Genomic DNA, 14543 nt, shown 5'->3' with positions numbered 1-14543 from the left:
CGCCGGGGAGGTCAGATGGTGCGCGGCGCCCTGGCCAGGTTCTCGGTGAGCTCGGCGGCGTTCTGCCGGGCCACGTAGGCCGGGCGGTCCCGTTCCACGCGCCAGCTTTCGGCGAGCGGGCCGATGTTGACGGTGTCGAAGCCGAACTCGTCATAGAGCCTGGCCACGAGTTCGGCAGCGTCCGGGTAGTCGCTTGCCGTGGCCAGCGCCCGGCGGTCGGGCGTGCCGGCCGGGGTGCCGTCCGTGGTGATCTGGGAGAACAGGATGTGGTTGAAGGCCTTGGCGACCTTGGACTGCGGCAGATGCTCCTGCAGCAGGCCGGAGGTGGTGGCCTCGCCGGCATCCAGGGCGGGGAAGTGACCGTCGCGTTCCCAGTAGTAGTTATTGGTGTCGAGGACTATCTTGCCCGCCAGCGGTTCCACGGGCACGTCCGGGATCGCCTTTAGCGGCACGGTGACGATGGCGAAGTCGCCGGCCGCTGCCGCCTCGGCCGGGGTTGCGGCCCGGGCCTTCGGTCCCAGTTCCGCCGCAAGGTCCGCGAGGGTTTCGGGCCCGCGCGAGTTGCTGATCACGACGTCGTAGCCGAGCTCAACTGCTTTGCGGGCGAGCTGGCTGCCAATGTGTCCTGCACCGATGATTCCGATAGTTGTCATGTCCGGCCCAACACCAACGCGGGCGAAGATATTTCGCCGGATATCCGGCTAGGCGCCCGGTTCCTCGTCGATGTCCGGCCCTTCTGCCGCGTCCTGGGAATGGGCACGGTCGACAAAGGGTGCGGCTGTTGCGTCACCCTCGGCGGGGCTCTCGCTGTGGACGCGCTCCGCCGCTTGTGCATCCTTGGTCATGTCCGCTCCTCTGCTGCGAATCCTGTGGTGAACGGCCCGCTGCCGGCTACTTTTATCTAGCGCCCGGGCTTTCCGGGATGTCAAGATCCATCCCGGCCGGCATGTTAGGCAATGTTCGACGGCGGTCCGTTCAGTTTGCTGTCCGGCCGCCGGCACGACTGGAGTACCGTTTTGGTTCCTTGCGCGGGCGCAGGGCATAGTCCCGGGACCGCTTGCTGGACAGCGCCAGGAGCAGCAGGATGTCCAGGGCCAGGCCGGGAAGATTGGACTGCAGGGTGATGTCCGGACCGCCGTGGAAAACGTCGAACGCCTGCAGGCCAATGGCCGCCGTGCTAAGGGCCATGGCCACGGTCCGGGCCCAGTTCCGTCCGAGGAACACGAACCAGGCCAGCAGGACCTCGACCAAGGCAAAGAGCAGGACCATCACCGTCGCGATGGTGACTGCCGCTTCGGCCTGGGCCTCCGTGACCGCCGGCCCGGCTCCGGGCTGCAGCAGCGAGCTCACGTGCGCGTCCCGGAGGAGCACCAGGGAGAGGGCCAGCAGGACGGCTGCGGCTGCGCGGGCCCCGACCAAGACGGCACCGACGATCGTGGGCGCCGGGCGCTTGTTCCGGCTGTCGGTGGCGGATCTGTCGGATTCGGCCGGCACCCCGGCGGTGTTCCGCAGATCAACGATCGGGAGATCGCCGTCGGTAATGATGGTGTCGCCTCCGCCGTTTCGGGCATGGTACCCGGTCGAGAAGTCGCGGATCACTCGGACCTCGGCCCCCGGGTCGGCCCCGGTGATGGCTGCGACGACGTGGTCGCGTTCGACGTCGGTGTGCTCGTCGATCTTGTGGGTGATCTGCAGGGTAAACAGGGAGAGCCCGACGCTGCGGTCATACGTTCCGGCGGCCAGCCAGTCGACGGCCAGTCCGCCGGGGAGCATCCAGCCGGGTGGACACCGCCAGAAGCGGACGTGGTGGCGCTTGCCCGGGGTGCCGTCGACTTCCTGCTGATAGGCAAAATCCTGCTGGCGGCCGAACAGGAACAGGGGACTCACCGGCGCCTCGAGGTAGCTGCGGCGCAGGAGCGTGGAGGTGACGATGCGACGGCTGCTGGCCAGCGTCACGTCGTCGGCCAGGGTCCAGCCTGCTGTCTGCATCACCCGATGCACCTGCGGTTCCGATCCCAGCAAAGCCACATTCACGGGGTCGCCCAGCAGCCCGTCGCTGGTGCGCGCCCGGCCGATGAAGTAATCGGGAACATACAGGCGGGTCAGGATGCGGTGGAGCCGGGGGAGCACCAGATAGGCGAGCAGGCCCCAGAAGATGAAGAGGAACCAGACCTGCGCCCAGCCCCATTGGAAGCTCAGTTGCACCAGCAGGGAGGTCAGCCAGACGGCCGAGACGCCGCCCACCACGAAGAACATGGTGTCCAGCCGCGAGTACGGCACCGTGCCGGCAGGGGCTGTGACCTCAACCGCTTCCTTGGTCATGGCCGCCATATTACGCGCACCGGCCCGCAGGCGTCGTCTGCGGGCGCCGGTTTCCGGGCTGAGGCCGGCCGCCCCGCGGCAGCCGGCCTCGGCCCAGTCTCACAGCCGGATAGTCAGAAGCTCACCGTCTCGGTCAGGTAGCCGAAGTACTTCCCGCTGATCGGGTGGACGGGATCGCCGCCGAAGCCGTAGTCGTGGTGGCGCTTCGTGTACGACGCCGTGAGGTGCAGATACTGCTCCATGACGTCCTTGCCTGAGCCGGTGCACTCCCTCTGGCTGATGCACAGGGCCACGGACCCGGCCACAGCCGGGCTGGCGAAGCTGGTGCCATGGTTCACGGCGTAACCCCCCGGGGCAGTGGAGAGGATGCACACTCCGGGGGCGGCGACGGTGTGGGCCTTGTCATCGCTCGTGGTGGCGAAGTTGGAGAAGAACGCCGGCTGGTCATCTTTTTGCCCGTACTTGGCAAAGTCCACTGCGCCGCAGTCAGGAGCGGCCAAGCCGCCGGCCTTTCCGTCGAAGTCGCCCATGGCCGTGGCGGTCAGCACCTGGTCGTAGGTGGCCGGCACGGTGTTGGCGAAGTCCTCCCCGGCGTTCCCGGCCGCGACGGCGTAGGTGACGCCGGCCCGGACCGAGCGGCAGATGGCGTAATGCATCGGGTCCGTGCCCTTCCCGCAGTTGGGCGTGTCGGCGCCGCCGCCGGCGATGCTGATGTTGGCCACGGCGATGTCATTGCTCGGGTCGTCGTCCTTGTGCGTCGAGGTCACCCAGTCAATCGCGCAAATCAGGCTTTCCTCGGAGATCAGGCCGGCGTCGTCAACCACTCGGACGGACCACAGCGGCGTGCCCGGAGCGGTTCCCACGACGCCGAAGCGGTTGTTCCGGGCGCCGATCACACCTGCGACAAACGTCCCGTGCCCCAAAACGTCAACGGGGGTCACGTCCACGGGCGAGCCGGACTGGCAGTCAACGCCGCCCTTGACGTTCAGGTCCGGGTGAGTGGCGTCGATGCCGCTGTCGATCACGGCGACGTTGACATTGATCCGGTCCGGCCCTTTGTCGAGGGCCTTCCGGACATCCGAGTCCGTCCCGGCGATCCGCTGCCGCCAAAACGGGGTCTGCTGGGTGCCCGCGGACGCCGGATCGCTCGGCTTGTGGAACGTTCGGCCCATCGTGACGAAGTCGACGCTTGGATCAGCCTGGACCCGTTGCGCCTGGGCCGCCGTCATGGTGGCCGAGTAGCCGTTCACGGCGCTACGGTAGACCTTTGACGCCGTAAATCCGTAGGTGCTTTGCTGGGCGGCCGCCGCGGCTCCGGCGTCCACGACGCCGTCCTTGAGCACCACAATATAGTTTTGCCCGGTCTCGGCTGCGGCCGTGGGAACCGCCGCCACCAGGCCGCCGGCGGTGACCAGCGCAAAGGCGGCAATAGCGGCGAGGGCGCGCCGGAACCTGAGTGTGTCCGGTCTGGGAAGGGGGCCCCGGCGGTGTTTGCGCGGGACTCGCGCCACCGATGTTAGCTTCGATTTTGATGCCTTGCGGCCGGCTTGGCTGAACATCGTGGCCTCCCATTAAGCGAGTTCGCTAATTCGAGTGCCCCCCGCCCAACATCTTAGGCCTCAGACCCTGCGAGACACAGGGACCTTTGGAAAAACTTGTGCCGCCGTAGGCGCACTGGCGGCGGCCGCTTCAGACGAGGCTGTCTTCCTTTACAGGGGCAGGCCGGTCTTCCGTCGTGCGGGCGGTGGCGTGGGCGGCCGTCGCCGCGTGCACAGCGTGGGCGGCACGGACATGGTGGCCGAACGGGTTGAACCGGCTGAAACCGAGTTCGGCAAAGGCGTAGGCGGTCTCGGCGTGCTCGGACCGGTCGACTCCGGCGAGTTCGTCCTCGTGGCTGACCCGGAATCCAATCGTTTTGTGGATGGCGAGGCCGATTACCGCGGTCCCGAGTCCGGACACCGCCACTGTGATGAGGACCGCCACGATCTGCGCGATCACCTGGTGCAGGCCGCCGCCGTAGAACAGGCCGCCGCCCGCGCCGTTCACCGGGAGGGCGATGAAGCCCAGCGCGAGGGTGCCGATGAGGCCGCCGCCGAGGTGCACGCCGACGACGTCGAGCGAGTCATCGAAGCCGAACTTGACCTTCAGGTCCACGAACACCGCGCAGGCTGCACCGGCGACAAAGCCCAGGCCGAGCGCGGCGAGCGGGCTGATGTTGGCGCACGACGGCGTGATGGCCACCAGGCCGGCGACGGCGCCGGATGCGGAGCCCAGGGAGGTGGGGTGGCCGTGCCGGATCTTTTCCGTGACCAGCCAGCTGATCATGGCCGCGGCGGGGGCCGCGAGGGTGTTCACCCAGATCAGCCCGGCCTGCTGCACGGTGGTGGCGGCGCCGGCGTTGAAGCCGAACCAGCCGAACCAGAGGATGCCGGCGCCCAGCATGATGAAGGGGATGTTGTGGGGGCGGTGGCCGGGGTCCTTGCCGAAGCCGTGCCGGTTGCCCAGGATCAGGACCAGCACCAGTGCCGCGGTTCCGGACGCGATTTCCACCACGGTTCCGCCCGCGAAGTCGATGACCTGGCCGAAGACGGCGCTGACGGCACCGCCGGCACTCATGAGGCCGCCTCCCCAGACCATGAAGGCCAGCGGGCAGTAGACGAGGGTGATCCAGATGGGAACGAAGAGCGCCCAGGAGGTGAACTTGGTGCGGTCCGCGATGGCGCCGCTGATGAGGGCCACGGTGATGATGGCGAACGTGGCGCTGTATCCGGCCTTGATCAAGTCCGGCGAACCGATGATGTTGCTCAGGCCGAAGTTGGCGAACGGGTTGCCGAACACACCGAGGACGCCTTTGCCGGTGCTCATCGAGTAACCCCAGAGGACCCAGACGACGCCGACGATCCCGATGGAGATGAAGCTCATCATCATCATGTTGAGCGAGGCCTTGGCCCGGGTCATGCCGCCGTAGAAGAGGCCCAATGCCGGGGTCATCAGCAGAACGAGCGCTGCCGACACAATCATCCAGACGCTTCCAGCAGTGAGTTCCACCGGCGGGTCCCTCCTCGTAAGTCTGTCGTACCGGGACACGTTGCCGCCGGCCCCCCGATCCGGATTTAATCCTCGCGGAGGCATGTTTCCGGCAATGGGGCGAAAAGTTGCAGGCAGGTTACAGGAATGGCGGTGGCGTGAAGATCGCGTGACCGCCATGTTTCAGGAATGTAAACGCGGCCTCTTGCCCCGGCCGCTGCTGTCTGTTCCGCCGGCGCCGGCGGGGCGGAACAGCGGGGCTGTGGGGACATCCTGTGGCTGCGGGCTGTGAGATGCCGTCCGCGGCGGATTTTTGGCGGCGCCGGGCCTCAGCGGGAGGGCCTGGGAGACGCGCTGGGCGGCTTGGGCTTGGAGTCAGGCGGGGCAGGGAAAACGGCAGCCGGGTAGAGCCCGGCCGCGTCCATCATGTAGTTCGCCCACTGCGGACCGGCCAGCATGTAGCCGTCGATTGCCTTGTAGAACTTGCCGTTGATGGTGATGTTCCGGCCCGGCCGCTTCTGGCCTTCCAGCGTGTCGCCGAAGTAGGACGCGGTGGCGAGTCCGGTGGTGTAGCCGACAACCCAGGTTGAGCCGTTGGTGTTGGACGTGCCGGTTTTGGCCGCCACGGGGAACCGGCTCTGGACCTTGGGATTGATGTATACGCCGGAGCCGCGTTTCAGCACGTCCTGCAGCACGGCGTTGACACCCCGGGCGACCTCGGGCTTGATGGTGTTCCGGCAGTCGCTGGTCTGGGCCGGGAGCTTCTTTCCGGCGGCATCTCTCACCTCCAGGATGGCGATCGGCGCGCAGTATCTGCCGTCGTTGGCGAACGTGGCGAATCCGGTGATCAGGTTGAGGGGTGAAACGCCGATGGCGCCGAGCAGGTTGCCCAGTTGGTGCATGTTGATCGGGGCGTTGTCCAGCCCGCTGTGAAGTCCCGCCGCGTTGACCATCTTCTGGATTCCGCAGAAGTCCAACTGGGCGGCGGCGGCGAAGGTCGCTGTGTTGATGGAGTTGTATAGCCCGTAGTTGATGGGCATAGGGCGGTAGTAGCCGGGATCGTTGTTCTGGAGGTCGTCGTCCGCGCCGAGCCCGGCGATCCTCTGCGGCGTGCTGTAGCCGCCGAGAACCCTGCCGCAGCTGTCCCTCCACCGGAAACCCACCGGGTATGACCTCCGGGACGCGTCCACGACCGCGGTGGGGGACTTGCCCTCATTGAGCCACTCGGCGAAGGTGAACGGCTTCATCGTGGAACCCGGCTGGAAACCGCCGGCGCCGTTGAGGTCGTTGCCGTTGGCGTCCCTTGCATCGACGTTGAAGTTCAACTGGGTATCGAACTTCCCGTCCTCGGGAAGGAACACCGTATTTTGGGCCATGGCCAGGATCTTGCCGGTGCCGGGCTGGATGGAGACCAGCGAAGCGCCCCATTTGTCCGGATTGGCCCCGGCGGTCGCGTCCACTTGCGTCTGTGCGGCCGCCTGCAGCCGGCTGTCCAGTGTGGTCGTGATGGTCAGGCCGCCCCGGTAGAGCTTGGCCTGCCGGCTGGCGGCGTCCACGCCGTAGGCCGGATTGTTGAGGATCAGATGCGAAATATAGTCGCAGAAGTATGGGGCCATGTCCGCGGCCGCACAGCCCTGCTTCCCGGGGGTGACGGACAGTCCCACGCCGGTGGCGGCAGCGGCGTCGTGCTCCGCGGGGGTGATCTTTCCCAGGCGCAGCATGCTGTCGAGCACCTGGTTGCGCCGCCCGAGGGAGGCCTCGGGATGCGCAACGGGATCGTAGTAGCTGGGGCTGTTGACCAGCCCCGCGAGCAGCGCGGCCTGTGGCAGCGTCAGGTCCTTGGCCGAGGTGCTGTAAAAGTGCCGTGCCGCCGCTTCAATGCCGTAGGCGTCCCGGTTGAAGAAGACGATGTTGAGATAGCCCTCCAGGATCTGGTCCTTGGTGTATCTCTTCTCGAGCTCCACGGCGAGCTTCATTTCCCGCAGCTTGTCGCCCAGGTCCTTCTGTGCGCTCAGGAACATCGCATCGCCGTTGTCCTGGGACAACTTCGCTTCATTGAGCACGTTGGAGACGTACTGCTGGGTCAGGGTGGACGCACCCTGCCGGCCGTCGTTGCTGGTCAGGTTGTGTGCCAGCGCCCGCATGATCCCGCGGAGGTCCACCCCGGAGTGCTCGTAGAAGCGGTTGTCCTCGATGGAGACGATGGCGTCCCTGATGAACGGGGACATTTGATCGAGTGGGACCTTCACCCGGTTCTCCGTGTAGAACGTGGCGATGGGGCGCCCGTCCGAGGTCAGCACCTTGGTGGAGAGCGACGGCGTTTCAACCGCGAAGTCGGAAGGGAGGCTGTTGAAGAACGAGATCGAACCGCTGACGGAGGCTCCTGCTGCGGCAACGCCGGGAATCACCAGGCCGGCAGCCAGGACTCCGCAGAGTGCGCTCACCGCCAGGAAGCCGGCGAGCCAGCCCATGGTTGAGGCCAAACGGACGAGTAATCGGTTCTTCGGCGCCATTCTGGTCCAGCTATCAGGCTCAAGATTTTTGCCCAGAATACGCCGGATGGGGACCTTCAGCCAGAGCATAAGGGGGCGTACCTGAAGAGTTCGACGGCGCCTGCGCCCGCATGGTTGCCGGGCGGCGCCGGCAACGCCGCAGGCAGCCGGGGAGCCGGAATGAAATGAATTGATTGAACGTTCAATGAATATGGACTTTGGTATCTTCACTTTTGGCGAGCTTTCCCGAAACACCCGCACCGGCACCGCGCTGTCCCCGCAGCAGCGGCTGAAGGAGATCATCGAACTCGCCAAGCTGGCCGATCAGGCGGGCCTCGCCTTCCTGGGGCTGGGGGAGCACCACCGGCGCGACTTCGCCCTTTCGGCCCCGGAAATCGTGCTGGCCGCGATTGCCCGGGAAACATCCAATCTCCGGCTGGGCACGGCCGTCACCGTGCTCTCGACCCAAGACCCGGTGCGGCTCTTTGAACAGTTCGCCACCCTGGACCTGATCTCGGACGGCCGGGCCGAGATCATTGCAGGCCGTGGCGCGTTCGTGGAGTCCTATCCGCTCTTCGGCCACAAGCTCGAGGACTACGACGCCCTGTTCGACGAGAAGCTGCGCCTGCTGCTGGAACTGCGGGACAACGCCCGGGACAACACCACAGTGCAGTGGTCCGGAACACTGACGCAGAGCATCCCGGGTATGGACATCGCTCCGCGCCCGGTGCAGCAGAAGCTGCCTGTCTGGGTTGGCGTCGGCGGCACCCCGTCGAGCTTTTCCCGCGCTGGCCGGCTGGGGCTGCCCTTGTTCATTGCCCTCCTGTCCGGGCCCGCCCGCTTCCGCCACCTTGTTGAGCTGTACCGCGAGAGTGCTGCCGCCGCCGGGCACGACGCCGGCGCCCTGCCGGTGGGGGCCGGCGGCCACTTCTATACGGCTCCGACGTCACAGCAGGCGCGCGACACGTTTTACCCCTATTACCGGGCCTACTTCGAACAAAACATGCCACGCCCCGTGGACCACTTCCCCCGCTCCACTTTTGATGCGTGGACCGAGCCGGGCGGCGGACTGCTGGTCGGGAGTCCTCAGCAGGTCACCGAGAAGCTCCTGGAGATCCACCAGACGCTGGGAAACACCCGGTACTTGGCCCAGATTGGGCTGGGCGGACTGCCGTTTGCCGAGACGGCCCGGTCCATTGAGCTGCTCGCGACGGAGATCATGCCCGCCGTCAACCGGGAGGTCTCCGCCAGCCTGGCGGCCAGCCGACCCGGCGAAACGCTGGCCTGACGGCCGGCAGACGACGGCCGAACCCCGGCTTCGTCCGCTGCCGGCTCTGCTGATCTACAGCGTGTGGCCGGAATGGCCGCCGGTGCCGTTGCCGTTTCCGCTGTCAGGGTTTGCTGCGTCTCTCACGCGGTAGCGGACCAGCATCCCGGCGCTGATGTGATCGTTGACGTGGCAGTGGAACAGCCATGTGCCCGGGTTGTCGGGGACCATGTCGGCCGTCACCATGGTGGCCGGCAACAGGCTCACGACATCAGTGCGCATTCCCAGTGCCGTCGCGGTGTTGCCGTGCCAGTGCGGGGTGTGCAGGTCCACCTCCGTGCCCATACCCATCAGGTACCAGCGGACCCGATCCCCCTTAGCCATGGTCATGGCATCCAAGGGCAGGTTGCCGAAGACGTAGCCGTTGACTGAGTGCATCAGGTTGCTCTCGCCGAACTCTTCATTGTCCGGGTCCACTGACGCAGGGTCACCGGCGAAGCGGGCGATGTTGCGTTGCAGGTACGGGCTGGCGTTCTCGTCGCTGACCTTGAATTGGACAAAGAACTCGCGGTCCACATCGTTCGGCGTGCCGTCCGCGCGCGCGGTGCTGGCCTTCGTTATAACCATGGGGCCGACCAGGCCTGCGTAGTCATCGCCCACTTCATCCGTGTGCGAGTGGTACATCCACATCACAGAACTGCCGTCCATCGGGCCGGGGCCAGCACGGTCCGGGACCTTGTAGCTATATGTGTAGACAGTGCCCGGGGTGACTGCGTCGTCACCGTGATCTGCCGCGCTCGTTCCGTCGTTGTACGGGGCGCCCTCGCTGCCCTTGTCATAGAAGACGCCATGGGCATGGACAGCCGCGGGGCGGTCCAGATTGTTCTTGAATATCACCTTGATCGTGTCCCCGACGACCGCGCGGATGACAGGCCCCAGCATGCCCAAATGCTGGTCGGCCGCGATCCGGGGCTTGAGCGTCCTGAAGGAGGAGTCGGTGTACTCCCGGTACAGGGACTTGATGTAGGTGCTGCCGATCCGTTGCGGTCCCTGCTGAGTGAAGACGGCGGCAGCCGCGTCAAACGGCTCACCCGTGATCTGGTTGCTGCCGGTCGGCGCGTAGTTCCAGTCGACCTCATCCGCGCCGATGAAGTATGTGCGCGTTTGCGGAACATAGTGCCCCTTGGCCGGCGCCGTGGCGGTGGCCGACCCCGAGAGGATGAAGATCGGGGCCAAGGCCGCAACCAGCCCCAGCACCATCAACAGCAAAATCCACCGCGGCCAGAACAACGGTCCCGTCCGGGCTTGCTGGGGCGTCATGGCGTGATTCCCCATGATGCTTTCTCACTTTCGCATCCGTGGCCGGCCGGGTGACACGGCCTTAACAAGCGGACAGTAGCAAGAGGGGGTTAGAAAATTCTTGGGTTTGCACCCCGGGACCTGGACGGTTAGGGCCGGAGTTGCTGACTGAGCGGGATTTCAAGGCAGCGGGCGGACGCGTTCCAGGTGCTTCGCGTGCCCAGATGCTGGTTCAGCCGCTGCATCCGGGCGGCAATATCGGCCGCCGACCCCCGGGCCAGGCGGGCCTGAAATCCGGCGATGACGGTGGGGTACAGCCGCAGCGTACGGGGTTGGTTGTCCCCTGTGACGAGTACGAAGAGGAAGGACTGGTCATTGCGCTCGACGGGGTCCACGGCGTAATCGTCAACGAAATCCCCGGCGCTGTAGATGATCGGACGGTTCCGGTGGATCCCCACGCCGCGGAAGACATGCGGAGAGTGGCCGAACACGACGTCGGCGCCGGCATCTATGAGGTCGCGCGCGAGCTCCTGATGCCGCGCCGGGGCGTCCGATCCCCAATTGCCCCCCCAGTGGGCCGACACAATGAGGAGCTGGACGCGGGCCTTGGTCCGCTGGACCAGGTCCAGGAGCGCGGCTCCGCGCTCGCCGCCGTCGTCCACGGGAACGTAGTAGACCCCGGGAACCGAGGGACCCGCCTCCCAATCGGGCTGGTTGTCCGTGAAGGCGATGAAGCCGACGGCGGTGCCGCCCACCCGCCGCACGGCCGGGCGCCGGGCTGCGTCCAGGTCCGGGCCGGCCCCGGCGTGCAGGATTCCGGCGCCGTCAAGCGCCGGGAGCATTTCCCGGAACGCGTCCGCGCCGAAATCCAAGACGTGGTTGTTGGCGAGGGAGACGACGTCGATCCCGGCGGCGAGCAGGCTGTCCACGTTTTTCAGGTCGGAGCGGAAGTGGAAGATTTTCCCGGGCTCCGGCTCGCCGCCGGACGCCAGGACGCATTCGAGGTTGGCGACGCGGACGTCGGCCTCCCGGAGGAGCTCCAGCGTGTCACCCCAGGGATAGGCAGGATTGGCCGTGGCCAGGTGGCGGTTGACCAGCCGGCCCAGCATGACGTCTCCCAGCAGCGCGATCTGCATGGCTATCCGGCCCGTCAGCTCATGCCCCGAGGGCTAGCTTTGGTAGCCCTCGACCTCGCTGGCCGGCCGCACCTCCGCCTCGTCCGGGTTCTCGCCGTAGTCCTTTTTTGCCCGCCGCTGGCGCAGCAGGTCCCAGCACTGGTCAAGCTGTTCCTCCAGCTGCTGCAGCCGGAGGACGTCCGGAGCCCCGGGCGGTGCTGCGTCTTCGCGGAGGCTGTGTTCTTCCTCCACCAGTGCCTTGATCCGTTCCAGGATGTCTTGGTTGTCCACAGTGTCCTCTTCTCGTCCGGCGGCGGCAGGGCCCGGGACCTCCGCGGTCCCTGGCCAGATCCCTTTCCAGCCTACGGAGGCGGAGCGGCCGTGAACAGAGGCTCCCGCCGGCGCCGGCGCCGGCACCGCGCACCTGCGTCCGGTGCGCGCGCCAAGCCGGTGGCTTAGCCGAGGAGTTCGTCGGGGTAGCACCAACGCCAGTCCTCGTCCGGCTCAATGCTGCGCATCACGGGGTGGCCAGTGGCCTGGAAGTGCTTGTACGCATGGGTTCCAGGGGAGGAATCGCAGCAGGCCACGTTGCCGCAGTGCACGCACATCCGCAGGTGCACCGGCGTGGTGCCGTCCCGCTCGCATGCGGCGCAGGCGGGATCCGGCGGGACCACCGGGTCGGGGGCGGATTCCAGGTGGGAACAGACCCCGCCGGGCCGGGCAATCCCTTCGCCGCCGCCTCCTCCGGTGCTGTCCGGTTCCTCCAGTGAGGCGTCCAGCATGGACTCCTCGACATCCAGGCGGTCAAGGACGTCGGCCAGGACCTCGTGGGCGTAGGCGCCGCCGCGCCGCAGTTCCAGGACCTTGGCGCGCTCGGCATCGAGCATCGCAAGCCGCAGCTGGGCGTAGCGCTGGCTGGGGGTGGCGGATTCCGCGGAGGGACGGCCCAGCCGCTCCCACGCGGCCAGTCCGCGCTCCTGCGTGCGCCGTTTCAGCATCGCGACGACTTCCGGGGGATCGGAGTCCGAGCGCAGTTCCTGCAGCCGCTGCACGCCCGCCGCCGTGGCCAGCTGCATGAGCGAGGCCTGGTTGAGCGCGTCTTCGCGCGGATCCGGTCCCTTCACGCGCAGGACCCGGACCAGGGCCGGGAGTGTGAAGCCCTGCAGGGTGAGGGTGCCCCCCACCACTACGAGGGCCATCAGGATCAGGACGGACCGGTGGTCCAGCTGTGCCGGCAGGACCAGGACGGCGGCAAGCGTCACCACGCCGCGCATGCCGGCCCAGGAGACGATCGCGGCAAATTGCCAGGGCGGCGCGGGATCATTGCGCCGGACGGCAGGAATGAGCCGGGGCAGGTACGTTGCGGGAAAAACCCAGATCGGGCGCAGGACCAGTACGGCCAGCAGCACCACGGCGCAGCCGAGCCAGATCCGGTTCGGCCCCAGCGAGTCATCCTGGACGCCTTCGATAATGGTCCGGACCTGCAGCCCGATCAGGAGGAACACGGAATTCTCCAGCAGGAACTGGACCGTGTGCCAGTTGCTGCGTTGGCTCAGCCGGGCCGCCCCGTTCGGCATGGACGGGGCCTTCGTCCCCATGATCAGCCCCGTGACGACGACGGCCAGGACGCCGGAGGCGTGGATCGCTTCGGCCGGAAGATAGGCCACAAGCGGCGCGACCAGGGACGTGGAGGTGTTGATGGCCACGTTGCGGATCCGTTTGCGGAGCGCGGTGAGCACGAAGGCCGCGGCAATGCCCACCACCAGGCCCCCGCCGGCTGCAAGGAGGAAGCCCCCGGCGATGGCCGCGGCCGAGACCGTTCCGGCGATGGCGGCGATGGCGGCGCGCAGGCAGACCAGCGCCGTGGCGTCGTTGACCAGGGATTCGCCCTCCAGGATGGTCACAATCCTGCGGGGCATGCCCACCTTGCGGGCAATGGCCGTCGCTGCCACGGCGTCCGGCGGTGCGACGACGGCGCCCAGAGCCATCGCCGCCGCCAGCGGGATCTCGGGAAACAGCCAGAAGACCACAAAACCGATGCAGACGGTGCCGAAGATGACGTAGCCCACCGAGAGCAGGCCGATGGCGCGGCGGTTGGACCCGAAGTCGAACAGCGAGGTCTGCAGGGCTGCCGCATAGAGCAGCGGCGGCAGCAGCCCGACCAGCACGAGCTCCGGATTCAGCTCGATCGTGGGGACGAACGGGAGGAAGGAGCACACGACGCCGGCCAGCACCAGCAGCAGCGGAACGGAGACGTTGATCTTGCGTCCCAGCGCGCTGCCGGCGCAGACAATGGCGACCAGGGCCAGCAGCCCGTAAGCGACTTCCATTGGCCCATTCTGTCAGCTTGCCGCCGCCCGTCGGAGGGTTCCCCCGCATTGCATGATCAGCTTGCTTATTACTTTGCCGGTTCCTAGAGTTGAAACCGCAAGCCCAATGATTCCTGCGCGGGTGCCGGTCGCGGCCCAAGGCCGCCCGGACCCGCGCCCCGGTATGAGGAGGACACATGTCAGAGCACAACATTGCGGGCAAGAAGGTCGCGTTCCTGCTGACGGACGGGGTGGAGCAGGTGGAGCTGACCAGCCCGTGGAATGCCGTGAAGGAAGCCGGCGGAGTGCCCACCCTGGTCTCGCCCAAGACCGGAAAGCTGCAGGGCTATGACGGCACCGAGAAGGGCCAGACGTTTGCCGTGGACCTCGCCGCCGGGCAGGCCGATGCCGCCGACTTCGACGCCCTCGTGATCCCCGGCGGCGTGGTCAACGCGGATCACCTCCGCGTCGACAAGGACGCCCAGGCGTTCACCCGGGCGTTCTTCGAACAGCACAAGCCGGTGGCCTCCATCTGCCACGGCCCGTGGCTGCTGATCGATGCCGGCGTGGTCAGCGGCCGGAACGTGACCTCGTACCACACGCTGCAGACGGACCTGAAGAACGCCGGAGCGAACTGGAGCGACCAGGAAGTCGTGGTGGACCAGGGTCTCGTGACGAGCCGCAACCCGCACGACCTCCCGGCCTTCAACGC

General features: G+C 67.0%; 12 protein-coding genes. 2 read left to right on the top strand and 10 right to left on the bottom strand.

Annotated features, from left to right (window positions below):
- Positions 1–11: 11 nt before the first annotated feature.
- The 6 genes from ABD243_RS13740 to ABD243_RS13715 form a co-directional block, all read right to left on the bottom strand.
- The gene (locus tag ABD243_RS13740; protein WP_344366749.1) at positions 12–653 is read right to left on the bottom strand and encodes an NADPH-dependent F420 reductase; all 642 of its coding nucleotides are present in this window, start codon (positions 651–653) and stop codon (positions 12–14) included.
- A gap of 48 nt (positions 654–701) precedes the next feature.
- Positions 702–845: a hypothetical protein gene (locus tag ABD243_RS13735; protein WP_344366747.1), complete on the bottom strand. Its 144-nt coding sequence runs from the start codon at positions 843–845 to the stop codon at positions 702–704.
- A gap of 130 nt (positions 846–975) precedes the next feature.
- On the bottom strand, positions 976–2331 hold the full coding sequence (locus tag ABD243_RS13730) for an LssY C-terminal domain-containing protein (protein WP_425547203.1): 1356 nt from the start codon (positions 2329–2331) through the stop codon (positions 976–978).
- 104 nt (positions 2332–2435) lie between these two features.
- Positions 2436–3881, bottom strand: coding sequence for a S8 family serine peptidase (locus ABD243_RS13725; protein ID WP_344366742.1), 1446 nt, complete (start codon positions 3879–3881; stop codon positions 2436–2438).
- Positions 3882–4011: 130 nt separating this feature from the next.
- On the bottom strand, positions 4012–5343 hold the full coding sequence (locus ABD243_RS13720; protein ID WP_425547208.1) for an ammonium transporter: 1332 nt from the start codon (positions 5341–5343) through the stop codon (positions 4012–4014).
- A gap of 335 nt (positions 5344–5678) precedes the next feature.
- The gene (locus tag ABD243_RS13715; RefSeq protein ID WP_344366738.1) at positions 5679–7862 is read right to left on the bottom strand and encodes a transglycosylase domain-containing protein; all 2184 of its coding nucleotides are present in this window, start codon (positions 7860–7862) and stop codon (positions 5679–5681) included.
- Between the two features lie 184 nt (positions 7863–8046).
- Here ABD243_RS13715 and ABD243_RS13710 point away from each other — a divergent pair, with 184 nt between their 5' ends.
- The gene (locus tag ABD243_RS13710) at positions 8047–9129 is read left to right on the top strand and encodes an LLM class flavin-dependent oxidoreductase (RefSeq protein WP_344366735.1); all 1083 of its coding nucleotides are present in this window, start codon (positions 8047–8049) and stop codon (positions 9127–9129) included.
- Between the two features lie 54 nt (positions 9130–9183).
- Here ABD243_RS13710 and ABD243_RS13705 read toward each other — a convergent pair whose 3' ends face one another.
- The 4 genes from ABD243_RS13705 to ABD243_RS13690 all read right to left on the bottom strand — a co-directional run bounded on the left by ABD243_RS13705 (position 9184) and on the right by ABD243_RS13690 (position 13852).
- Positions 9184–10428 (bottom strand): multicopper oxidase domain-containing protein, encoded by a 1245-nt coding sequence (locus tag ABD243_RS13705; RefSeq protein WP_344366733.1) that lies wholly within the window; start codon positions 10426–10428, stop codon positions 9184–9186.
- A gap of 128 nt (positions 10429–10556) precedes the next feature.
- Positions 10557–11543, bottom strand: a complete 987-nt coding sequence (locus ABD243_RS13700; protein WP_344366730.1) for a CapA family protein — start codon at positions 11541–11543, stop codon at positions 10557–10559.
- A gap of 33 nt (positions 11544–11576) precedes the next feature.
- The gene (locus tag ABD243_RS13695; protein WP_116766186.1) at positions 11577–11813 is read right to left on the bottom strand and encodes a DUF2630 family protein; all 237 of its coding nucleotides are present in this window, start codon (positions 11811–11813) and stop codon (positions 11577–11579) included.
- A gap of 164 nt (positions 11814–11977) precedes the next feature.
- Positions 11978–13852, bottom strand: coding sequence for a Na+/H+ antiporter (locus ABD243_RS13690; protein WP_344366728.1), 1875 nt, complete (start codon positions 13850–13852; stop codon positions 11978–11980).
- Between the two features lie 176 nt (positions 13853–14028).
- Between ABD243_RS13690 and ABD243_RS13685 the strand changes: the two genes are divergently transcribed.
- Positions 14029–14543: type 1 glutamine amidotransferase domain-containing protein (locus ABD243_RS13685; RefSeq protein ID WP_344366726.1), on the top strand; the 515-nt coding region annotated here is incomplete at its 3' end.

Source organism: Arthrobacter humicola (assembly GCF_039531445.1).
GTDB classification, from domain to species: domain Bacteria; phylum Actinomycetota; class Actinomycetes; order Actinomycetales; family Micrococcaceae; genus Arthrobacter; species Arthrobacter humicola.
This window is presented reverse-complemented; position numbering and strand designations above follow the sequence as displayed.